Source organism: Streptomyces chlorus, assembly GCF_042655885.1.
GTDB lineage: Bacteria > Actinomycetota > Actinomycetes > Streptomycetales > Streptomycetaceae > Streptomyces > Streptomyces chlorus.
Map to the genome: position 1 here is coordinate 31,103 of NZ_JBHSOA010000014.1, position 20,153 is coordinate 51,255.

Below are 20,153 nucleotides of genomic sequence, written 5' to 3' on the forward strand. Positions count from 1 at the left end.
TAAAGAGAGTCCGTTTTGATCGATGGTCAGCGCACGCGTTTGAGCGCTGTGAGCCGACAGGAACCGCGCATGCGATACGCCCCGCCCGGCCTCTGCGTGAACGACTTCGCCCTGCTGCGGGACGAGGACGGCACGTACACGGTGCTGCACCTGCAGGGGCCCTGGACAGCCGAGTTCGACCACCTACGGATGGAGACCTCCTACGGCCGGGCCACCTCCACCGACCTGGTCGACTGGCAGCCGCAGGGCACCGCCTTCGGGGTCGGCCTGCCCGGCCGCTTCGACCAGCAGGCGGTGTGGACCATGCACCCCGTCCGGCACGGCGACGGAATGGCGATGTTCTACACGGGCGTGAGCGGACTGACGGCAGGCGGCTGGCCGTTGCAGTCGGTCGGGCTGGCGTACTCCGACCGCACCGACGGCACCGGCTGGCAACGCCACGGCACCGCACCGGTCGTCGAGGCGGACTCGCGCTGGTACCGCACCGGCGAACAAATGGCCTGGCGCGACCCCTTCGTTGTACGCGACGACGAGTCGGACGGCTGGGTGATGGTCGTCTGCGCCAGCGACGCCTCCCTCCCGGTCGAGGCCGGCGGATGCGTCGCCTGGGCCACCTCCGAGGACCTGGAGCACTGGACCGTCCACCCGCCGCTCATCTCACCCGGCGACGTCGACGAACTGGAGTGCCCGGTCCTGGAACGCCTCGACGACGGCAGCTGGCTCCTGCTCGGCTCCATCGGCGCGACCCGCGGCTTCGAGTCGTGGACCGCTCCCAGCCTGCGGGGCCCCTGGACCCGGCGCGGCCCACTCGGTCCGACCGGTTCCTACGCCCCCCGGATCATCTCCGCCCCCGACGGCTCCCGCGTCGTGCTGCACACCACGCCCCGTCAGGTCGGCCTCACCGACACCGGTGACCGCTGTCGCGGCATGCTGGCCCAGCCGAAGCGCCTGGTCGTTCCCGCGGACGGAGCACCGCGCCTGGAGTGGTGGCCCGGTCTGGACGCGTGGCTCGGCAAGGAGACCGACGTGCCCGTCCTGCACGCGGTCGGCGGCCTCGGTATATCCGGGCCCGTCGAGATCACCCTGCGCACCCACACCGACGAAGGCGGACAGCCAGCCCTCACCGTCGGCTGTGACGGCAAGAACCTGTGGATGACCGGCCCGGGCGGCGCTCGGCTCGGCGAGACTGTCCTGACCGAGCCCGCCGCGAGCCTGCGGATCCTCGCCATCGGGGAGTACGTCGAGGTCTACGCCGACGGCGTTTTCGCCCTGACCACCCTGTGCTATTCAGGCTGCCCCGCCACGTGGACAGCCGTCGCTGAAGGACGTACCCGCACGATCCCCGTCCGCCCGATCCGCCTTCCCGCCCCCGACCGCGACGACGCCTCGGCCGTCTGGCCCGGTCCGTCGCCCCGCTGAGCGGCGGCAACTGCCCCTGCGTCACGGCGTGGTCACCAGGCCCTTCGGCGGAACGGATTCAGCACACATGAGGTCGGGAAACCCCGTGAACACGTGAGAACCACGGAGGAATTGTTTCCCGGCCGGCCACCCTGCGGCCAACATCTCCGCAGGTTGCAGCCTCGCCCGGGGAAAACTCCTGAAGCGGGTGTCGCAGGTTCGAATCCTGCCGGGGCACCACGCGTTACCGTTCCGACCTGGGGTTTCGCCCTCCCCCAAGAAGGCGCTTCAACCGGCCTCGGACTCCTCGTCCGGGGCCATTTGCGTGAGCGGGCAGGGAGCTGATCTCCCGAATATCTCCCAAAGGATCAGCATCATCCGGCACGGACTCCAAGCCGGGCTTCTCCGTGCTGTGGGGCTCGGGCTCCGCTTTGGGAGCGGTGCTCCAGCTCGAACGCCGCTCCACTGGCTGCGCGATAGGCTCACCGTCCGTATAGGCAGGCCTCAGAGTGCGGTAAGTGATGTTTCCTGCCGTTTCACACCGATGTGATGACATGCCATAACGGGGTGATTCCGGCGGTCGAATGATCAACATCGCCGCCCTGGCCGAGCGCACGGCTCCGGCTCCCCGGTTTGGCTCGACAGCCGAGGTCAGGGGCCTGCTACCCACTGGGACGAAGTGGTGCGAAATTAGCTAGACCATCACTTACCGCACTCTCAGAGCAGCAAGGGGGCGGAGCCGTGCAGCTCAGCGTGCACTGGTGGGACCTATGGGTGCCTGTTTCGATGATCGTCCTAAGCGTCATCCTCAGCCGGGCGACTCGTCGGCTGCACAAGCGGCAAACAGCAGTGAGGTGGGGCTCACGGACTCACTGGGAATGGCTGCCGTTCATGTTCGGGCTGACCGTAGCGATCGGAGAGCTCTCGCTCCTTCTTGGCGTACCCGATTCTTGGACCACGATCTCTGACGTGACTACCCGCGCGCTCGCCCTCACAACCGTGTTCATGGCCATCCGGGCAGTGTTCATCCTCTTCGTTCGCGGCACCCGACACTTGTTCCGACGCCGAGGAGCAGACACCAGTAGCTGACAGCAACCGCAGCAGATGCCGGAGGATCGGGCCACTCGGGCCCGTCAAGTGACATCAGCGGCTGATACCGACAGCGGTGGACGAACGCGTATAGAGGCGGCCTCCAGTGACCACCCCAGACACCGCTCGCTTGCCAACTTCCAGCGCCGGCGATCCGCGATGATCGACCTGGCAAAGATGAGGCTCGAACCTGTCCCAAGCGGGACACCGCCCTCAACCAATGGGCGGCGCAAGTTGGTTGCTCGTGCGCCAGACGCTGTCCCAGGGCGCAAGTGTCGCCTGTGAAGTCGCGGCCGACCCGTGAACCCGCAAGTTTCTCAGCATGATCGTGATTCGCATGACCTGCTGGAACGTGGACCCCGCATGGGGCTTCCGGAGCGGTGCGGGCAGATTGATCCCGCCGGAGCGCTTCCAGTGTGACTGCCCTCGGCAGCGCGCTCGGTCGGCTCAGGTGTTGGGACGCTTGCCGTGGTTGGCCTTCTTCTTCTTACGACCGCGTCGTTTGTTGGCTCGCTTGGCCATGGCGCACCTCTCCCTGATCGGGACTCTTCCTGCCTTCGCCAGTCTAGATTCGGCCCGGAGTGTCCGCATCAGTGGTGCTGCGGCCCTTGGGCTTGATCCGCTTTGGCAAGCATCCGAGATCAGATGTTGAGTTCCCGGAAGGATGCCCACCATGGAGAGCACGGGAAGAAGAAACCGCGTCCTCGCCGCTCGTTCACGCCGGAGTAGCTGTGTCCGACGAGGAGACATCGCGCAGCTCGAGTCGTTCCACCTCGTGGACGATGTCCTGGACATGGGTCTGCTGCCCGGCCGGTAGGGCGCGCTTCCCCGCGAGGCCGGACAGCGTCAAGGGATGGACCTCGTGCCCGGCCGCGCGCAGTTCGGCCGCCGCCTTGTCCCACGCCCAGAGCCAGGCACCGGCGACCAGTACGAGACGGGTCATGCCCCGCGCGGTAACGCGCGCCACTGACAACGCCGTTCACTCACCGTCGGCGGTGGGCTCGTCCTCCTCCCGTTCGCCGTCCGGTCCCTGGGCCCGCACCCGCTGGACGTGCTCCAGGGACTCACGCAGTTCGGTGAGCCAGTCGTCGGTGTGCTGCTGGACCAGGCGCACGCACCAGGCCAGCGCCTCGCTGCGGCTGCGGGCAACCCCGCCGGCGATCAGCGTGTCGAGGACCAGGCGCTCCGACTGGCGCAGTCGGGTCATGACGGGCGCGGCAACATGGGTGAACAGGGCGCGCCCCCCGTCGCACTCCACCCCCCAGGAGACCTTCCGGCCGAAGCGGTGCTCCGCGTCCCGGGCGACCGCGATCCGGGCGTCCCGGGTGCGTTCCCGGAACTCCTGGATCCGGCCCTCGATCGCCGCTTCCCTCTCGGCCGGAGAGGCGTCCTCGACCGGCCGGGGTCCGGGAATGCGTCCGATCACCGTGATCTCCTCGCGGTCGACCGTGACCTCGGCCAGTTCCTCGAAGAGATCGTCGGGGATCCGGCCGATGAACCAACCTCTCAGTTGCTCTTGCTTCTGTGCCGTAATCATGTAATGACGATTACTCGGCATCTTCATGAACGCAAGGGGTCGCGAAATGGTCTGCCGTCAGCAGAATCGGAACGCCTCAGGTCTATTACCGACCTTGAATGCGTGATGTCGTCAGAGAGCTTGCGCCGGCCCCGGGGGGACGCCGGCAGGGTGGCTCGTGCTCTGCAGTACCGCTTACAGCTTCTCCTCCCATGGATTGACGACCAGGGCCCCGGTTCGGGCCATGTGTTTGATGTTGCGTGTGGCGACCGTCCACCCGTTGGCCAGGGCCGTGGCGGCGATCAGGGCGTCCGGTGGGTCGATGCCGGCGCCTACGGCCTTGAGCGCCTTGTGAACGGTCAGGTAGGCAGCCGCTTCCGATTCGCCGATCAGCGCGATGCGGTCGCGGTATTCATGCCGTACCGCAGCGAGAGCTCGGGCGTAGCGTGCCTGTCGTACGGGATCCGGGCGGCGACCACGCCGGCCTCGATCTCGGCCACAGTGATCACACTCAGGAAGCGTTGGGCCGGGCTGTGGACCGGAACCAGGCCAGGACGCGCGGGTCAGGCGTGGCCCGAGTCGTGAGTTCGGCGACAACATTGGTGTCGAACAGGTAGATCACTCGGCGTCCGTCTGCTCGTCGTAGGAGCGCGCGCCGAACTCCAGCCCCTCGAACGGCCGGGAGAGCAGGAACTCCTCAAAACCGTCGTTGCTCAATGCCACCCAACGGTGAAGCATCCTGGGCAGCGCCTCGATCTCCGTGTCGGCGAGCTCCGCATCGAAATGCCTACGCTGGTCCTCCGGCAGGGACTCCCGGATGTCACGGATGGTGCGCAGCGGATGCGACGACGAGGCCGGCGGGTGAGGCACACCGCCAGGAGCTGTGGTCATCGGCATCCCCTCCACTTGATCAGAACCGTGTGCTGCCAGTGGTCCCAGGCTACGGGTTCCCGCCCACCCGCTCACAGCTTTGTCACCGAAGCCGGCATCCGCCCGGATCCAGAACCTCACCCTCAGCTCGTGGACCGACCAGAACAGATTCAGCACACATGGGGCCGGGAAACCCTGCGAACACGTGAGAACTACGAAGGAGTGTTTCCCCTGCTCAGACACATCGCGGCCCGCATCTTCGCAGCTCACAGCCCCGCCCAGGGAAAACTCCTCAAGCGGGTGCCGCAGGTTCGCATCCTGCCGGGGGCACTGCGGGCAGGGCCGGTTCGATGGGATTGTTCCCCCGAACCGGCCCTGCTGCGTGATCGCGTCCGTGTCGCGCTCGCACCACGAAGTCCGTTGCGCTCTCACCGACCCGATGCCCTGGCGTCAGCCCTCGTGGGGCACCTTCGGGCGGGTGACCGGTACGACGGTGAGCAGGTCGTCCAACCCTTTGAAGTCGTCGGGGTTGGTGGTGAAGAGGGGAAGGTCCTCGGCCACGGCGATGGCGGCGATCATCAGGTCGGCCACCCGGCGGCGCGGCTTGCGGCCCGCGCTGATCACCGCGGCACAGATGCGGCCGTAGATGCGGGCCGCGTCGGCGTCGAAGGGGATGGGGTCGAACTCGTGCTCGGCGCGTTGCAGGACGTCGAGCCTGCGGGCGCGTTCGGCGTGTTCGTCGTAGCCGCTCTGTTCGTCGTTGCGACGGACCTCGTGCGGGCCGGCGGACAGCTCGGCCAGGGTGATGGCGGTGACCGCCATTTCGTCCGGCAGTTCCTCGGGGGCCACCCACCGGCGCAGAATCATGATGTTGGTGTCGAGGAGTCCCTGCTGATACGTCGAGCGGTCAGCGGGCATAGGGATCGTCCGGGTAGGTGTCGGCCGTGGCGTCCTGGTCGGCGCGGAACGTGTCGAGGTCGATGTCGGGGGCGGTCCTGGACATCGCGGCGAACTCCTGACGGGAGACGAACCGACGGCGTCGCCGCAGAGGGACGAGCTGACCGATCGGGTGTCCGTCACGGGTGACGGTGAACGACTGGCCGCCCTGTATGGCGTCCATGATCTCTCGGGACCGGCTGCGCAGATCCCGCTGGGTGATTTCGGGCTGCACGCTCATACCCACCACGGTAGCACCCAGTGCTACCGGGTAGCACTTCACGGCCGAAGGCTCGCGCCGACAAGTCTTCGACCGTGAACGCAGCGAGCGACCAGGGCAGGCCGGCAGTCATCACGGGCGGCCCCCGCTGGAACAGATTCGGCACACATGAGGCCGGGAAACCCCGCGAACACACGAGAACCACGGAGGGGTACTTTCCCTGGCCAGACACCCTGCAGCCTGCATCTCCGCAGGTCACAGCCCCGCCCAGGGAAAACTCCTCAAGCGGGTGTCGCAGGTTCGCATCCTGCCGGGGGCACCACTCAATATGCCGTTGACCTGGGGTTCCTCCCCCAGGGAGGTGCTCTGTTCGGCCTCGGACTCCTCGTCTGGGGCCGTCTGCGTGAGCGGTGCGTGAGCAGACGGGGAGCTGCTCTCCCGAATATCGCCCAATGGATCAGCATCATCCGGCACGGGCTCCGAACCGGGCTTCTTCGCGCCGTCGGGCTCCGCTTCGGGAGCGATGTTCCCGGAGGTGGCACAGGCCCGCGGTACAAGCCAGGCTGCGGCCTCAGCAATCGCCAGATCCGCCTCGGGCAGCAGGCTCGTGTACGTGTCGGCCGTGATGGTGATCGAGGAGTGGCCGGGCATCTCCTGGATGTCCTTCAGGTCGGCCCCGGCCGCCGGTGAGCTGGTCGGCGGTGTGCCGGACAAGGGTGACGGCTTCGGTGGCGTGCTTTTCGCGAACCAGGACGTGGGCCTGGACACGGACGCTGGAGGCGGGGACCACCGGGTCGAGCGGATCTGCGCGACGGAGGTCGTCGGGAATAGCCTGAAGAAGAGCGGCACCGGAAGGGGCGGACCCTCCTGGTGTATTCCCTTCGCCGGAGGGGACGCGAAACAGGGAGGAAGAGTCATGCCCTGGAACCTGAACGGCACGTACCTGGAGAGCTGCAACTGCGACGTGGTGTGTCCCTGCACCACCTCGGGTTTCGCCGCACCGGCCGACCACGAGCGTTGCCAGGTGACCTTCGCGTTCCACATGGACAGTGGGAACGTGGACGGCGTGGACGTCTCCGACCGCAGCGTCGCCGTCTTCATCGACGGGCCCCGGGTGATGGCCGAGGGCGGCTGGCAGGTGGCGTTGTACGTCGACGCTTCGGCCGACGACGGTCAGGCGGAGGCGCTGGGGAAGGTCTTCTCCGGCCAGGCAGGCGGGCCGATGGCGGCGCTCACTCCGCTCATCGGCGAGGTCCTCGGCGTGGAGCGCGTCCCCATCGACTACCGCGACGAGGGCCGCCGCCACGCCGCGCGGGTGGGCGATGCCATCGACATCGAGATCGAGGACCAGGTCGCCCCGCAGTTCGGCGAGGACGGTCCGGTAATGGGCCTGACCGGCATGTTCCACCCGGCGAACAGCACGCTGACGATCGCCCGGTCCACCCGGGCGACGGGCGACGGCGTGTACGGCCGGTCCTGGGACTTCACCGGCGGCAACGGACACTCGGCGCCCTTCACGTGGTCCGCGTGACCGGTGGGCCGGTCACCGGCCGCCGCAGGGCGGGCCCCGCCGGGCTGCTGCTGGTCGCGGCGGCCGCCGCCTGGGTCTGGGAGGTGACGCGCTGGGGCGGCATGCAGGCGATGCCCGGCACCATGGGCCTGGGCCTGTCCGCTTTCCTGGCCGTGTGGACGCTGATGATGGCCGCGATGATGCTGCCCGCCACGGCGCCCGTCGCCGCGCTGTACGCACGCACCATGACCATGCATCGGGCGCCGCGCATGGTCGTTTTCACGGTCGCCTACTTACTCGTCTGGGCCGCGGCCGGGCTGCCGGCGTACGCGCTGGCCGTCGGCCTGGGCCGGGCGGCGAGCCTCCCCGCCGCTACGGGGACCGCAGTGGCCGCGGCCGTGTTCGCGGTCAACGGCGTCTACCAGCTCACGCCCCTCAAAGACCGCTGCCTGGCGAGATGCCGCTCGCCGATCGGGCTGATGCTGCGCTACGCCTCGTACCCGGGGCTCTCTCGCGATCTGCGTGCCGGAGCCCACCACGGGGCCTTCTGTCTGGGCTGCTGCTGGTCGCTCATGGTGCTGCTGGCGGCGTTCGGTCTGATGAACCTGTGGGCCATGGTGGTCCTGGCCGCCGTGATCACCGCCGAGAAGCTCGCTCCGGCCGGCCGCCTGGTGGCCCGTACCGTGGGTATCGCCTCGATCGCCCTGGCCGTCGCCGTCTTCTGGGTCCCGACGCTGGCTCCGGGCCTCACCGGTGGCGGTATGGCCGGGATGTGAGGACGGGCCGTCCCTCGGCTCCATCCCGCAGTAGACGTGGTGGTCCTGCTTTGCAGGTGGCGGCGGACCACCATGTCACAAGCGCCCGTCCGGCCGCGTGCGTGGTGACGCCCGGCGGGCCGACAAATCGCAAACAGGACAGTCGAGACGTCAGTCAGTCGGAGGGTCAGACCCACCAGCGGCGTCACCACGAACATCATCACTGTCAGTCGGACACGTACGCAGAACGGATTCGGCACACATGCGGCCGGGAAGCCGCGCGAACACGTGAGAACCACGGAGGGTTGATTTCCCGGGTCAGACGCCCTGCGACCTATGTCTCCGCAGGTCACAGCCCGCCCAGGGAAAACCCCTCAAGCGGGTGTCGCAGGTTCGCATCCTGCCGGGGGCACAGACAGAAGGGCCGGCTCAGGAGGGGTTTCCTCCCGGGCCGGCCCTTCGCCATGTTCTGAGCCGTGCCACACGTGTGCCACTGGAGTCCGCGCGAAGTCCGCGTCCCCTAGGCGGGGGCGTCTCCTCCACCGTCGCGGATCACGGCCCGCCGGCTGCCCGCCCTGGCGGAACGGGGCGTCAGGTCAGCGGTAGTACTCGAGGCTCTCCCCGCTGCTTTCGCAGGTTCCCGGGTCGGTCGTCGTCGGCGGCCGTTCCTCGAGGATCTGCCGGGCGCGAACCTCTCCCCAACTGATCTCGTACCAGGACGCCGTTGCCGGACCGAGCCCCTGCGCCAGGGGACCGAGGACGCAGGACCGCATGGGCTCTCTCAGCCTGTCCAGAGCCGGGACCGCGTCCGCCGAGAGACCACGCACGTACTCCAGGTCGAACTTGTGGGTCTTCTCGTACCGCCGCACGTTGTTCTCGGCGATCAGCCCGTCGGGAGAGGCCAGGCCGAAAGCGAGGGCCCCGACAGCGGCCGACGCGGCGACGGCGCGGGGCAGCCGGCGTGCGCCCCAGACCCCGGCGGCCATGATCAGCAGGATGACCAGGCCGAGCCACAACTCCACGGTCACGACGGAGATCCGCAGCCGCGTCAACCCGTACGCCTCGACGTACATGTCCATGCGCCGTACCGCCGAAGCGACCACGACCAGGGTGAGTGCGCAGAGGGTGCCTAGAACCCCCCGCACCAGGTTCCGGTCACCTGGCCCGCCGCGCGGGGCCCAGCACAGCGCGAGGACGATGACCAGGAGGGTGAGGAGCGTGGCGAGCAGGAGTTGCCAGAAGCCCTGCCGCGCGTACTCGGAGTAGGTCTGACCGGTCTTGTCCAGGACGGCCTTGTATCCGCCGAAGAGGACGGCGAGCTGGATGGCGTTGAAGACGGCGAACAGCACGCACAGCACGAGCAGGGGAAGCGCCCACTCACCCCGGCCGCGGGCGCGGCCCGGGCTTGTCTCGAAGCTGTCCCACCGCAGAGGGGCGGCGGCGGTGTGTGCCGCCGCGAGGGCGCCGAAAAGCCCGAGGGTGAACAGCACCAGGCGCCAGGGGCCGTCGCCGACGGACATGTCCGGGACCAGCCTGCTCAGCAGGTCGGCGAAAGCCGCGTCGGCCCCGGCGAACAGTGCGCCGAAGACGAGGAGGAGCACGGCCGTCACGGCAAGGGCGCGCAGCGCGGAGCCCACGTTGCCAGAGGCGTTGCCGGCTCGGGTGCGCACTCCTCGCCAGCCCCAGAGTGCGCCCTTGGGCAGCGAATCGACCAGCCCGAAGGGGCTGAGGACGACGCCGGGCCACGTCCGCGAGCCGTGGAGGGCGAGCGATGCGAGACCGATGGCGGTGGCCACGGCGAGGAGGGAAGGCCACTGAGCGGCGCGGACCGCCGGAACCAGCAGGAGGGCGAGTCCTCCGATGCCCCAGGCGAGCGTCCAGGGACGGGCCTGTACCCGGCCTGCCTGGCGCGCGGCGAAGTACGCGGTGACCGCGGCCGGCAGGGCGACGAGTAACAGATTGACGCCCACACCGTTGCTGAGCAGCACCATGCTGAGCACGCCGGTGGCGAGCGCCGCCCAGAGGACGGCGGTGTTCACGGTGGAGGGCGGCTCGCGGCGCAGGGCGGGGAACGAGGGTTTGTAGGGGTAGGCGCCCGCGTACAGAGGGCTGGGAGGAGTGAACGGAAGGTGCGGCGGGCGCCCGGCACTGACGGCTTCGCCGGGCCGCGTGTCCGTCGTCGCGCGCGACCTGCCCTCCGGTGGTGTTCCCGCCCGCTGTGCTCCTCCCGTGTCCGCGGCCTCTCCCTCAGGTATTCGCCCCGACTGCCGGGACCGCTCAGGCGGTTCGACGGGCACAGGTGGTTTCTCTGTCATGGGGACCCCCTCCCAACCGGCCCCGGAACGCACATACTCGGGTACGTCGATCGGGTACCGGTGTCGCTTGCGAAGCCGGCCACCATGATCGGCGGGGCGGCGTGCCCGCAAGGGTAGCGGGGACGGCGCGGACGTCTGCGCTCGCACAGCCACCGAACGCACGGCGGATCCGGCGGTCCGCCGTTCACCTTCGGGGCCGTCGCATGTCAGGCGCCGGGAGAGGGCCATGCCGGGATCACCCACAAGCGCACACGGCCCTACCGGCCGCAAACCAACGGCAAGGTCGAACGCCTCAATCGCACCCTGCTGGACGAGTGGCCCCCCGCCCCTACCGGTCAGAAGCCGAACGACGTGAGGCATTCTCCAACTGGCCGCACACCTACAATCACCACCGCGGACACACCGCGCTCGCGGACACACCACCCGCCGGCCGCGTCCCCAACCTCTCGGGGCAGGACACCTGGCCGCCCTTCGCGACTCCGCGCGGTTCCGCTCACCGGCGCCAGCGCGCGGCCCCACGCCCGGAACGGTGACGGCTCCCCGCCGAGGACGGCGGGGAGCCTGGAACGCCGTGCGGCCGTCCGCGGCGGCTACCGGGGCGCGACCGCGTCCTCGGTGTTTTTCGGGCGCATCCGCTCCCGGACCAACGAGACCGCGATCACCAGCACGGCCACGAGCACGGAGAGCAGCACCTGGCTCCGTCCGCCGCCCTCCCTGTCGTCGGTGAGCATGTAGACGAGCACGAACGAGATCATCGCGATCGTCGCCCACGTCAGATAGGGGAACAGCCACATCCGGACGACGAGCTTCTCCGGGTTCTCGCGCAGAATGATTCCCCGCATCCGCAGTTGCGAGAAGCAGATGACCAGCCACACGAAGAGCGCGACCGCGCCCGAGGAGTTCAGCAGGAACCGGAACACCGTGTCCGGCCACAGGTAGTTGAAGGCGACCGCCACGAAGCCGAAGGCCACGGAGGCCAGGATCGCGGCCTGCGGGACACCCTGCGCGTTCGTCCGTACGAAGGACTGCGGGGCGTCGCCGCGTTGGCCCAGGGAGAAGGCCATCCGGGAGGCGGTGTAGAGGCCGGAGTTGAGACAGGACAGCACGGCGGTCAGCACGATGAAGTTCATGATCTCGCCGGCGTGCGGGATGCCGATCGAGTCCAGGGCCGCGACGTACGATCCCTTCTCCTCGATCGCGGGGTCGTTCCACGGCAGCAGGGAGACCACGACGAGGATCGAGCCGACGTAGAAGAGGCCGACCCGCCAGATCACGCTCCTGGTGGCCTTCGCGACCGCCCGCTGCGCGTCCGGGGACTCGGCGGCGGCGAGGGTGACGATCTCGCTGCCCATGAAGGAGAAGACGACCAGCAGGATGCCGGTGAGGATCGCTCCGGGCCCGTTCGGCAGGAAGCCGCCGTGTTCGGTGAGGTTGCCGAAGCCCGTCACGGCGTTGTCGGAGCCGGGCAGCACACCGAAGATCGCCAGGCCACCGAGGACGATGAAGCCCGCGATGGCGACGACCTTGATGCCCGCGAACCAGAACTCGAACTCGCCGAAGGAACCGACCGAGACCAGGTTCGTGGCGGTGAGGACCACCATCACGATCAGTGCCCAGGCCCACTGCGGTACGGCCGGCACCCACCCTTCCAGGATCACGGCAGCCGCGGTCGCCTCCACGGCGAGCACGACGACCCAGAAGAACCAGTACAGCCAGCCGATCGAGAACCCGGCCCAGCGGCCCAGCGCCCGGTCCGCGTAGGCGGAGAAGGAGCCGGAGGTCGGATAGGCCGCGGCCATCTCGCCGAGCATCCGCATCACCAGGACGACCAGGGCTCCGACCAGCGCATACGACAGCAGGATGCCGGGCCCGGCGGCGGTGATGCCGGAGGCCGAGCCCACGAAGAGGCCGGCGCCGATCACACCACCGATGGCGATCATGGACAGATGGCGGTTCTTGAGACCGGCCTTCAGACCTGGCTGCTCCGGGGGCTGACCGTCGGCGGGTGGAGCGGTGGCAGTGGCCAGGGAGTCAGGGGCGCGTGCAGTCATGTCGACATCCGTCCAAAGTGGGGTTGGGGAGTCATGCGGGGGGAGTGGCTGTCGTGTTCACCGGGTCGCTGGTTCACCGATCACCGGATCTCCGGATCGCCTCGGCGGCGGGGACGAGCAGGCCGGTCCGGCAGGGGGTCGGCCATGGCCCTGAAGATTCTCGAAAGCGTTCACGATGCGGGGCGCGGTATTCGGATGCCGTGCAGGTGATGGGGTCGTCACCGCACGTCGGTGTTGCGCTCCGTCTCCTCGTGAGAGGCGGCCCGCATCACTTGCGGAGATGGATTTGCGCAAGCGTATGAGGATCATGAAGCGATGTGTTTGTGCAGCACGACAAATCCGCCTCCGATGGCTGTACGACAGGCCAATGCGGAAGGAAGCGGGATCAGGTGGTGGGCGGCGGCAGCCGCAGCTGGAGCATGGCGAGCAGACGCTGGTCGGGACGGCTCAGTTCGAGACCGGTCAGCTCCTCGGCCCGGCGAATGCGGTAGCGCAGCGTGTTGGGGTGCACATACAGCTGGGCGGCGGCGGCCCGTACGTCACCGAAGGAATTCAGGTAGGTCAGGAGGGTCTCCGCCAGGCGGCCCTGGTGCCGGCTGTCGTGCGCGACGAGGGCGGTCAGCCGTGGATCCCGCATCTCGGGACGGGCGGAAAGCAGCGTCAGCACTTCACTGACCAGTACTTCCGCCTGGATGTCCGGCAGCGCGGCGACCGCGGTGGGTACGTCGGCCCCCAGCATGGCGTCGAGGATGCGGTCGGTCTCCCGGCGTGACTCCGGGACGTCCCCGAGCCCGGACACCACGCACCCGACCGAGCCACGCAGCGGCAGGCCCAGGTGGCGGCGTGCGGCGTCGGTGATCTCCTGACCCCAGCCGCGCAGCGTGTCTATGTCGATGCTGCGTGGCAGCTGTGGCAGGAGCACGTAAATGCGGGGATCGACCTGCGTGACCAGCGCGCTGCGATGCCGGGCGGCTATGTGCACGGAGACCAGGTTGGTGACTTCGGCATGGGTCAGCTCCGGTGCGGCCACGGCATCCGCGGTTCCGTACGAGAAGCCCAGGACAGCGGCCGGACGGGTCGCGTCGAATCCCAGGTGGGTGGCCAGCGGCTGTGGCCCGGTGTTCCCCTCCAGAAGTCCGGCCAGCAGGGTCCGGGTGAACGTCAGTCCCTCCGAGAGCTCCCGGCGACGGCGCACCAGGTGGAGCGCGGCGACCCGGGCGGCACCCAGCAGTGCCCGGTCCGAGCGTTCGGACAGCGGAGTCGAGCCCTCCTGCACCCAGATGGTGCCCAGTTGCCGGTCCCCGGACCGGATGGCCACCGCGAGCCGGCGGCGGATCCCCAGCTCGGGATGGCCGTCGATACCGATCACCTCGTCGCTGGAGCGCAGGTGCTGGAACACGCCCCACTCGCGTAGCTTCGCCAGATACGCCTCCGGTCCCTGCCAGCCGAGGATGGAGCGCCGCCGCAGGTCGTCGATCTCGTCGGAGTCGGTGGAGCGGGAGTACGCCAGCACCCGGTTGGCGGCGTCCTCGATGCTGACGGTGCCGCTGGTGAGGATGGCGGTGGTCTGGGCGAGCGAGAACAGGTCGCCCTCCGCGGCCCCTTCGCCCGGGCGGCCCGGCGGCGCGTCGTCGAGGGCTGCGCGGGCCAGCGCGTTCACCTGTTCCCAGCGCGCTTCGCTGCGCAACGAGAACAGGGCGACCCCGGCCTCGGCGGCAATCCCGCTGAGGTCCGCGGCCTGGCCGGGACCATCCAGTTTGACCACGACGCCGGCGGCTCCGTCCCGCCCGGCGGCCCGCAGTGCGGGATAAGCGGCTCGGCCACGGGCACCGATGACGAGAACCAGCTCGCCCGGCCGAGTGGTCGACGGGTCCTCGGGGTCGAGCAGGGCAACGCCGCGGATCTCGACGTCCAATCCGGCGGGAGCGGCCTGCACCTCCACCAGCGAATCACCCAGTGCCATCAGCAACTCGCGCAGGCTGATGCTCGCTGTGAGCGGAGGTACCGCGGCCGAATCCATGATCGTCGCCTCTACTGGGAGCCACGCCGGAGCCGTGATGCTATCCATCCGGCGACAGGGACCGCGCTCGGGCATTTGTGGACCGCGGCACGGGCGACGGCACGATACCTTTCGAACTGGGGTATGAACACGGGGCTCGTAGGGCTTGGCCGGGCCGCTCACCACATCCGCCCGAGCGTGAGCAATGCGTGCGCGGATGGCCCAGCGGCAGCCGTCACGAGCCGGATCAAGAATCATGCCGGGCGCCTCTGACCTGTAAGGACAGCAACACCCGACATGAACGAACACCACCCGGCAAGGATTCGATCCCACTCCTCAAGCGGGTGTCGCAGGTTCGAATCCTGCCGGGGCACCAGGCAAAAGGCCCCGGACCGATCATGGTCCGGGGCCTTTGACATCCACTTCTGGCATCAGCGGGGGCGGTCACGCCCGACCGGGGCGCCTCTTCCTGAGCAGCCGGTCCATGTGGCTCATGGCTTCCCGTTGCGTGTCCTGGACGACATGGGTGCAGACGTCCATGGTGATGCTGATCGGAGAGTGCCCAAGGATCTCCATCACGACGCGGGGCGCGACTCCGGCCGCCGCGAGGAGGGTGGTCGTGCCGTGCCGGGCGTCGTGCATCCGGATCACACGAAGGCCGGCGGACTGGGCGACGCGGGGGAAGGAACGGTAGACGTTCCGCGGCTCGACCTGGCGACCGGTGCGGGTGGTGAAGACGTAGCCGGACTCCTGCCACTGCGCCCCCGCGCCTTGGCCCGAGCCGCAGCCTGCCGCATCCGGTGCCGGCGCAGGAGCGCGATACAGAGGGCGGGCAGCGGGACGGCCCGGCGACGGCGGCTCTTGGGATCGTCGTCGTAGAGGACGCCCCGGCGGCGCTGGGTCTGCTGCCGGACGTAGAGAACGCGGCTGACTCGACGAAACCTCAGAAGCCGGCGTAGCCCGCGAGGTCCTGGAGGAGACAGGCATCCACGTCGAGGTGGACGAACTCACCGGCGTCTACAAGAACACGACCCGCGGCATCGTCGCCCTGGTCTTCCGCTGCAAGCCCTCCGGCGGCACCGAGCGCACCTCTGACGAGTCGACAGCCGTCCCCTGGCTCACACCCGACGAGGTCAGCGAGCGCATGTCAGCGGTCTACGCGATCAGACTCCTGGACACCCTGGACGGCAACGGCCCCCACGTACGAAGCCACGACGGCAAGCAACTGACCCCAGCGGGATAAGACTTTCCCTACTTCATCAAGACACCCGGCTGCGCTGCCGCTCCGCCGGGCGCGCTTCCCAACTCCGCTCCGCGCGACGCTCCTTCCTTCGGCCCGCTCCGCCCGCGCTGCGCCGACGCGCGCCCACGTGTGGACAGGGTTCCGAGGCCACGAGTCGAACACCACAGAATGCGGCCCCGGTCAGAACGTGCCTCCGGCGAGGGCGCTCAGGCTCCGAGATGGAGGGGCGCCGTTCGCGAGTGCCGACCGGTGAGTGGTGGGAGTCGGAGCGGATAGCTCCTGGCGCGTTCGAAGGAAATGGCAGGTCAGGGCAGTAGATGCACCTCACGCATTGCGGATTTTGTTTACAGCGCGCGATGAGAACTTTTTTCCGTCGCCCCGCGCGTCAGGTTCAACTCCTTAAGGAGAGTTGGCCCTTTGTTGCGTTACGACCCCTCCCTCCAAGAGGAGTTCAGGCCTCCCGATCCGTGGGGGCGGACGCAGGTCATCGCCGTTTTCCAAAGGCAGTTGAGGCGTCAATCGCGCACGTCAGTCCTCAAGTGGACACGTTGCACGCCACTCGCTATCGTCGAATTAGAGGCGCCACAAGTGCAGAAATAGTCCGCACGCAGGGAATTTGGCGTCGTAAGCCGGAATCCACCGGCCCTCATGGTGCCCAGCGCATCGCAGTGTAGATACCACTCCCTGGACCGCAACCGCACACGGGATGTGTCCTGGCCAGGTCGAGGCACCATGTGCGCGTACCGTCCCGCCGTCTCGAAGAAAGAGGTTAGCTATGCGCACGAAGCGATTCATCGCGGTCGTGGCGGGCCCCCTCGCCGCAGCAGCACTGACGTTCTCGCCGGCGCTGATGACGCAGGCGGTAGCCGACACCACCCAAGCCACGACAGTGACAGACCCGCGGGCAGCGGGCGGTACGGAGGGGCGACACGACGGGAAAACGGACGGCAAGGATTGCCGCTACGAGCGCCCGAGCTTCGATAACAGCCAGACCAAGTTCACAAAGTTGAAGGACATCGGCAATTACGAGTCCGCCTACGAGGGCTCGTACAACAAAGCCTTCGACACGTACTGCGACGAGGGCGACTAGCGGTCATTGATCGCAAGGGTAGGGCCTCATCGGGCGACCGGTGCGGCCCTACCCTTGCGGAGACCGCCAAGGCGGGCGCCACGCTCAACCCCCTCTCTGTCAGCCTTGAGTGAGACGGTGCCGCGCCAACGCTGGGAAGCGCTGGCGCGGCATTGCTTCAACCTGTGCAGCCGGGTACCGTGCCCGCGCAATTCGTTGGCACGTTACCGCGGACGCGACTGCTGACCAGGGTGACCGTTCCGCCGGTCCTGAGAATGCCGCCAGCGCCTACTCCGTCTGTAGCCACGTTGCTATTGACGTTGGTGCGGCTCAGATTGGCGGTGCCGCCGAGATTGACGATCCCGCCGCCATCGCCCGCCAGGTTAGCGTTGATGTTGCTGTTTCGGACCGTCAACTGGCCTTGGTTGGCGATTCCACCACCCTGATTTCCGGCTCTGTTTCCGATGATTCGGCTGTTGGTGATGGTCCCGATGCCGTCAGCGATGAAACCACCGCCCCTCTGTGTCACCTGATTGCCCGTAATAGTGGTGCGATCGACGGTGATCGTCGTGTTTGAAAGACCGCCGATCCCGCCCGAGAAGTCAGCCCTGTTATGGATGATGTTGCTCCGTTCCACGACAAGAGAGCCCGAGTTGATCACGGCGATGCCCCCGCCGAAGTTCGCACTCTCACCGGCGGCGTTCCCGTTGGAGATGGTCGCGTTTTTCAGCGTGAGCTGACCGGATACCGTGAAAATGCGGAACGCAGGTGCCGCGCTGTCACGGGTGATGAGGTCGCCATTCGCATTGATCGTGATGTTCCCGGTCACATCCGGTAGCCGCATGGTGAGGTCGTACACGCAGCCCGGTGCGAGTGAGAGCGTGGCAGACGATGCGGCGTTGGCGTTTGTGATGGCCGTTGACAAGGCGCCCTCGTTGCAAGCAACGAACGTTTTCGCCTGTGCGACCGCTGGGAAGGCAGACGCACCGATGGCCATGGCGCCGCACATGCCGGCGACCTGAACAGCGCGTGTGATCGACGTGCGAGCAGACATGATGTCCCTTCAGCTCATAGGGGTTGGTCCCTGTGCCTATGGGCGCGAAGGTACGACACCGGCGGAAGGGTCAGGCCCGTATACACAAGCGGCCTGACTGTATTTCACTTAATTGGCTTAGCATGAGTACTGTGAAGCCGGACGATTACATGACCGCTTTATGCATCGCGCGCTTCAGGTGGCAAGTGCCCGAATGCTGAGATCGACGGTGGCGCCGTGATCACGGGCGCGACAACCCGGCACCCCATCCGTGCGACGTAGCCGACCCCTACGACACCGCTTCCTGGGCCGGTGAGTGTCTACAGTGACGGCTCGGCCCGATTGCCGGCCGGGTAATTGATCGGCTGTCGGTTGCCCGCCAGCTGTATCCAGGGCCCGATCTTGGAGGTGGTCGTGGGGTGTCGTCGGGGAACGTTCGTCCGGCCGATGAGCATGGGGGAGGGCAGGCGGCCGCAACGGATCAGCCGGGCCTCGAAGAACCCGGTCCCGGCTGCGGCGGGCGATCATGGTGACGATGTCCGCACAAGGCCGGCCCCAGCACTCCGATAGCGGAACATCTGCCAGGGCGTGGATTCCCGTGCAGCGTGAGAAGGCAGCACCAACGGGTGACGCTGGGCGGCCCACACAGACGGCCGAGGGCCCCGGCCCCTGACGGGGGCGGAGCCTTTGTCGCCCCCAAGGGGTCCGCGGTGCTCACCGCTTCGGCGACTGCAGTTGGTCTCGGCCGACTCCCCCACCCTCGTTTCCACGGGCTCATGGGGACCCTCATGGGAACGTCATGGGAGCGGAAGGCCGTGTAAAGGCGGGGAACGATCAGACAGGGACGGAAGACTGCACCTCGCTGAGCAGCAGGAACGGTGAACCTAGGGGAAGATCATCGCAGCCAGGGACGGCCATAGCGTCTCCCCTGAAGCGGGTGTCGCAGGTTCGAATCCTGCCGGGGGCACAGAGAAACATTTGGTTACAGGCCCTTCCGTCCAACGGACGGGAAGGTCTTCGTACCAGGGCCAGAAGGTCACCGACCGGGCGAACCGGTCGGCCGTCGACGAGATGCGGGGCCCGCCAGGACCGTCGGCGGGCCCCGCATCCGGTCCGGAAGCCAGAGCGGTCCTGCCGTGGAACAGTGGAAGAGGGGAGGCAGGGCGGTGTGTCGCCCGTGGAGGTGCAGGCCGGGCGAAGGAGGACACGATGAGTCACCCTGTGCTGGCGGGCGTCGACGGGTCCGAACGCAGTGCGACGGCAGCCGACTGGGCGGCGCGGGAGGCCGCGCTGCGCGACGTTCCCCTGCGCCTGTTCCATGCCCTTCCATCGTTTCCGGATGCCGTCGTGCCCCGCCCGGCCCTGGATAGGCTGCGTCACACGGGTGCGCGCATGCTTGAGCGAATGGTCGCCGACCTGGTCGGCCGTTACCCGGATGTCGAGGTGCGGGGCGAGCAGGCCGATGGCGCCCCGGCCCCGGCTCTCCTCGCCGCGGCCCGCGCTGCCGGGCTCCTCGTCGTCGGCACACGGGGGACGGGCGGTTTCGACGGTCTCGCGGTCGGCTCGGTGGCCCTGCGGATGGCGGCAGCAGCCCCATGCCCTGTCGTGTTGGTTACCCAGCGGCCCAGCGCCTTCGGGGAGGGGATGGGCACGGAAGGCGGCGCTGCCCAGGTGGTGGTGGGGTTCGACGCGCATCGCCCGGTCAGGGAGGCGGCGGACTTCGCGTTCTCTGCCGCTGAGGCACGTGGGGCACGTCTGCGGGTGGTCCAGGCATGGGCGTTTCCTGCCGAGGCGGTCTCTCCGCAGACGCTGGTGGTGACCGAGGAGGACCGCGCCACGTGGGAGGACCAGGAGGTTCTGCGGCTCTCGGACGCGCTGCGCGTCTGGCAGGAGAATTACCCCCGTGTGACGGTCCGCACCGATGTCATGTTGCTCCAGCCCGCGGAAGCGCTCTTGAACGCGTCCCGGGAAGCGGCCCTGCTCATCGTGGGCCGCCGCACCGGTCCCCAGGCGGCCGAAGGCCGACTGGGCCCGGTCACGCACGCCGTACTGCACCACTCCCGCTGCCCGGTGGCGGTCGTACCGCACGCCGGATGACGGCCGTCCAGAGGTCTGTCGGCGGACCGGCGGACCGGGAACGATCCGGTGG

Annotated in this window: 16 protein-coding genes and 5 pseudogenes; 7 read left to right on the top strand and 14 right to left on the bottom strand. The window is 68.3% G+C overall.

Going from position 1 to position 20,153, the window contains the following annotated elements:
• Positions 1-69 precede the first annotated feature (69 nt).
• Positions 70-1,419 carry a glycoside hydrolase family protein gene (locus ACFPZI_RS07955; protein WP_381360116.1) on the top strand — a complete coding sequence of 450 codons (1,350 nt, stop codon included), beginning with the start codon at positions 70-72 and terminating at the stop codon, positions 1,417-1,419.
• Between the two features lie 1,515 nt (positions 1,420-2,934).
• Here the strand turns inward: ACFPZI_RS07955 and ACFPZI_RS07960 are convergent.
• The 9 genes and pseudogenes from ACFPZI_RS07960 to ACFPZI_RS08000 form a co-directional block, all read right to left on the bottom strand.
• Positions 2,935-3,009 (bottom strand): 50S ribosomal protein bL37, encoded by a 75-nt coding sequence (locus ACFPZI_RS07960; RefSeq protein ID WP_381207549.1) that lies wholly within the window; start codon positions 3,007-3,009, stop codon positions 2,935-2,937.
• Positions 3,010-3,203: 194 nt separating this feature from the next.
• Positions 3,204-3,430 (bottom strand): annotated as a pseudogene (locus ACFPZI_RS07965) (alpha/beta fold hydrolase); the annotation flags it as partial.
• Positions 3,431-3,466: 36 nt separating this feature from the next.
• Positions 3,467-4,024, bottom strand: a complete 558-nt coding sequence (locus tag ACFPZI_RS07970) for a hypothetical protein (RefSeq protein WP_381360119.1) — start codon at positions 4,022-4,024, stop codon at positions 3,467-3,469.
• 174 nt (positions 4,025-4,198) lie between these two features.
• A complete protein-coding gene (locus ACFPZI_RS07975) occupies positions 4,199-4,402 on the bottom strand; it encodes a PIN domain-containing protein (protein ID WP_381360608.1) in 204 nt (67 codons plus the stop codon).
• A 219-nt stretch (positions 4,403-4,621) separates the two neighbouring features.
• The gene (locus tag ACFPZI_RS07980; RefSeq protein ID WP_381360122.1) at positions 4,622-4,894 is read right to left on the bottom strand and encodes a hypothetical protein; all 273 of its coding nucleotides are present in this window, start codon (positions 4,892-4,894) and stop codon (positions 4,622-4,624) included.
• A gap of 429 nt (positions 4,895-5,323) precedes the next feature.
• Positions 5,324-5,791 carry a type II toxin-antitoxin system VapC family toxin gene (locus ACFPZI_RS07985; RefSeq protein WP_381360125.1) on the bottom strand — a complete coding sequence of 156 codons (468 nt, stop codon included), beginning with the start codon at positions 5,789-5,791 and terminating at the stop codon, positions 5,324-5,326.
• Positions 5,781-6,050 carry a type II toxin-antitoxin system Phd/YefM family antitoxin gene (locus ACFPZI_RS07990; protein ID WP_381360128.1) on the bottom strand — a complete coding sequence of 90 codons (270 nt, stop codon included), beginning with the start codon at positions 6,048-6,050 and terminating at the stop codon, positions 5,781-5,783. Before ACFPZI_RS07990 ends, ACFPZI_RS07985 begins: the two co-directional genes overlap by 11 nt.
• Before the next feature lie 234 nt (positions 6,051-6,284).
• Entirely contained in the window at positions 6,285-6,743 is a 459-nt protein-coding gene (locus ACFPZI_RS07995) for a hypothetical protein (RefSeq protein WP_381360651.1), read from the bottom strand.
• Positions 6,700-6,825 (bottom strand): annotated as a pseudogene (locus tag ACFPZI_RS08000) (heavy metal transporter CzcB); the annotation flags it as partial. The pseudogene ACFPZI_RS08000 and the gene ACFPZI_RS07995, both read right to left, overlap by 44 nt.
• A gap of 120 nt (positions 6,826-6,945) precedes the next feature.
• Here ACFPZI_RS08000 and ACFPZI_RS08005 point away from each other — a divergent pair.
• Both ACFPZI_RS08005 and ACFPZI_RS08010 read left to right on the top strand, forming a co-directional pair.
• The gene (locus ACFPZI_RS08005) at positions 6,946-7,560 is read left to right on the top strand and encodes a DUF1326 domain-containing protein (RefSeq protein WP_381360130.1); all 615 of its coding nucleotides are present in this window, start codon (positions 6,946-6,948) and stop codon (positions 7,558-7,560) included.
• Positions 7,557-8,315 (top strand): DUF2182 domain-containing protein, encoded by a 759-nt coding sequence (locus ACFPZI_RS08010; RefSeq protein WP_381360133.1) that lies wholly within the window; start codon positions 7,557-7,559, stop codon positions 8,313-8,315. Before ACFPZI_RS08005 ends, ACFPZI_RS08010 begins: the two co-directional genes overlap by 4 nt.
• Before the next feature lie 575 nt (positions 8,316-8,890).
• On the opposite strand, the gene ACFPZI_RS08015 is transcribed toward ACFPZI_RS08010, so the two are convergent.
• Positions 8,891-10,609: a DUF4153 domain-containing protein gene (locus ACFPZI_RS08015; RefSeq protein ID WP_417801253.1), complete on the bottom strand. Its 1,719-nt coding sequence runs from the start codon at positions 10,607-10,609 to the stop codon at positions 8,891-8,893.
• A gap of 234 nt (positions 10,610-10,843) precedes the next feature.
• On the opposite strand from ACFPZI_RS08015, the pseudogene ACFPZI_RS08020 reads away from it, so the two are divergent.
• A pseudogene (locus ACFPZI_RS08020) lies at positions 10,844-11,064 on the top strand (integrase core domain-containing protein); the annotation flags it as partial.
• Positions 11,065-11,199: 135 nt separating this feature from the next.
• On the opposite strand, the gene ACFPZI_RS08025 reads toward ACFPZI_RS08020, so the two are convergent.
• The 3 genes and pseudogenes from ACFPZI_RS08025 to ACFPZI_RS08035 form a co-directional block, all read right to left on the bottom strand.
• On the bottom strand, positions 11,200-12,660 hold the full coding sequence (locus tag ACFPZI_RS08025; RefSeq protein WP_381360137.1) for an amino acid permease: 1,461 nt from the start codon (positions 12,658-12,660) through the stop codon (positions 11,200-11,202).
• A 385-nt stretch (positions 12,661-13,045) separates the two neighbouring features.
• Entirely contained in the window at positions 13,046-14,680 is a 1,635-nt protein-coding gene (locus tag ACFPZI_RS08030; protein WP_381360138.1) for a helix-turn-helix domain-containing protein, read from the bottom strand.
• A 423-nt stretch (positions 14,681-15,103) separates the two neighbouring features.
• A pseudogene (locus tag ACFPZI_RS08035) lies at positions 15,104-15,588 on the bottom strand (tyrosine-type recombinase/integrase); the annotation flags it as partial.
• A gap of 2 nt (positions 15,589-15,590) precedes the next feature.
• Here ACFPZI_RS08035 and ACFPZI_RS08040 point away from each other — a divergent pair.
• Both ACFPZI_RS08040 and ACFPZI_RS08045 read left to right on the top strand, forming a co-directional pair.
• Positions 15,591-15,902 (top strand): annotated as a pseudogene (locus ACFPZI_RS08040) (NUDIX hydrolase); the annotation flags it as partial.
• Positions 15,903-16,677: 775 nt separating this feature from the next.
• A complete protein-coding gene (locus tag ACFPZI_RS08045; RefSeq protein ID WP_381360141.1) occupies positions 16,678-16,992 on the top strand; it encodes a hypothetical protein in 315 nt (104 codons plus the stop codon).
• Between the two features lie 157 nt (positions 16,993-17,149).
• Here the strand turns inward: ACFPZI_RS08045 and ACFPZI_RS08050 are convergent, their stop codons facing one another.
• Positions 17,150-18,025, bottom strand: a complete 876-nt coding sequence (locus ACFPZI_RS08050) for a hypothetical protein (RefSeq protein WP_381360143.1) — start codon at positions 18,023-18,025, stop codon at positions 17,150-17,152.
• A 1,188-nt stretch (positions 18,026-19,213) separates the two neighbouring features.
• Between ACFPZI_RS08050 and ACFPZI_RS08055 the strand changes: the two genes are divergently transcribed.
• Complete coding sequence (locus ACFPZI_RS08055; protein ID WP_381360145.1) at positions 19,214-20,101, top strand: universal stress protein; 888 nt, start codon at positions 19,214-19,216, stop codon at positions 20,099-20,101.
• The last annotated feature ends 52 nt before the right edge of the window (positions 20,102-20,153 follow it).

Bases quoted from the DNA above. Each gene is read 5' to 3' on its own strand.
- ACFPZI_RS07955 (WP_381360116.1), top strand. From the start codon at position 70: ATGCGATACGCCCCGCCCGGCCTCTGCGTGAACGACTTCGCCCTGCTG.
- ACFPZI_RS07970 (WP_381360119.1), bottom strand. From the start codon at position 4,024: ATGATTACGGCACAGAAGCAAGAGCAACTGAGAGGTTGGTTCATCGGC.
- ACFPZI_RS07980 (WP_381360122.1), bottom strand. From the start codon at position 4,894: ATGACCACAGCTCCTGGCGGTGTGCCTCACCCGCCGGCCTCGTCGTCG.
- ACFPZI_RS07985 (WP_381360125.1), bottom strand. From the start codon at position 5,791: ATGCCCGCTGACCGCTCGACGTATCAGCAGGGACTCCTCGACACCAAC.
- ACFPZI_RS07990 (WP_381360128.1), bottom strand. From the start codon at position 6,050: ATGAGCGTGCAGCCCGAAATCACCCAGCGGGATCTGCGCAGCCGGTCC.
- ACFPZI_RS08005 (WP_381360130.1), top strand. From the start codon at position 6,946: ATGCCCTGGAACCTGAACGGCACGTACCTGGAGAGCTGCAACTGCGAC.
- ACFPZI_RS08015 (WP_417801253.1), bottom strand. From the start codon at position 10,609: ATGACAGAGAAACCACCTGTGCCCGTCGAACCGCCTGAGCGGTCCCGG.
- ACFPZI_RS08025 (WP_381360137.1), bottom strand. From the start codon at position 12,660: ATGACTGCACGCGCCCCTGACTCCCTGGCCACTGCCACCGCTCCACCC.
- ACFPZI_RS08030 (WP_381360138.1), bottom strand. From the start codon at position 14,680: ATGGATTCGGCCGCGGTACCTCCGCTCACAGCGAGCATCAGCCTGCGC.
- ACFPZI_RS08045 (WP_381360141.1), top strand. From the start codon at position 16,678: ATGCGCACGAAGCGATTCATCGCGGTCGTGGCGGGCCCCCTCGCCGCA.
- ACFPZI_RS08050 (WP_381360143.1), bottom strand. From the start codon at position 18,025: ATGTCTGCTCGCACGTCGATCACACGCGCTGTTCAGGTCGCCGGCATG.
- ACFPZI_RS08055 (WP_381360145.1), top strand. From the start codon at position 19,214: ATGAGTCACCCTGTGCTGGCGGGCGTCGACGGGTCCGAACGCAGTGCG.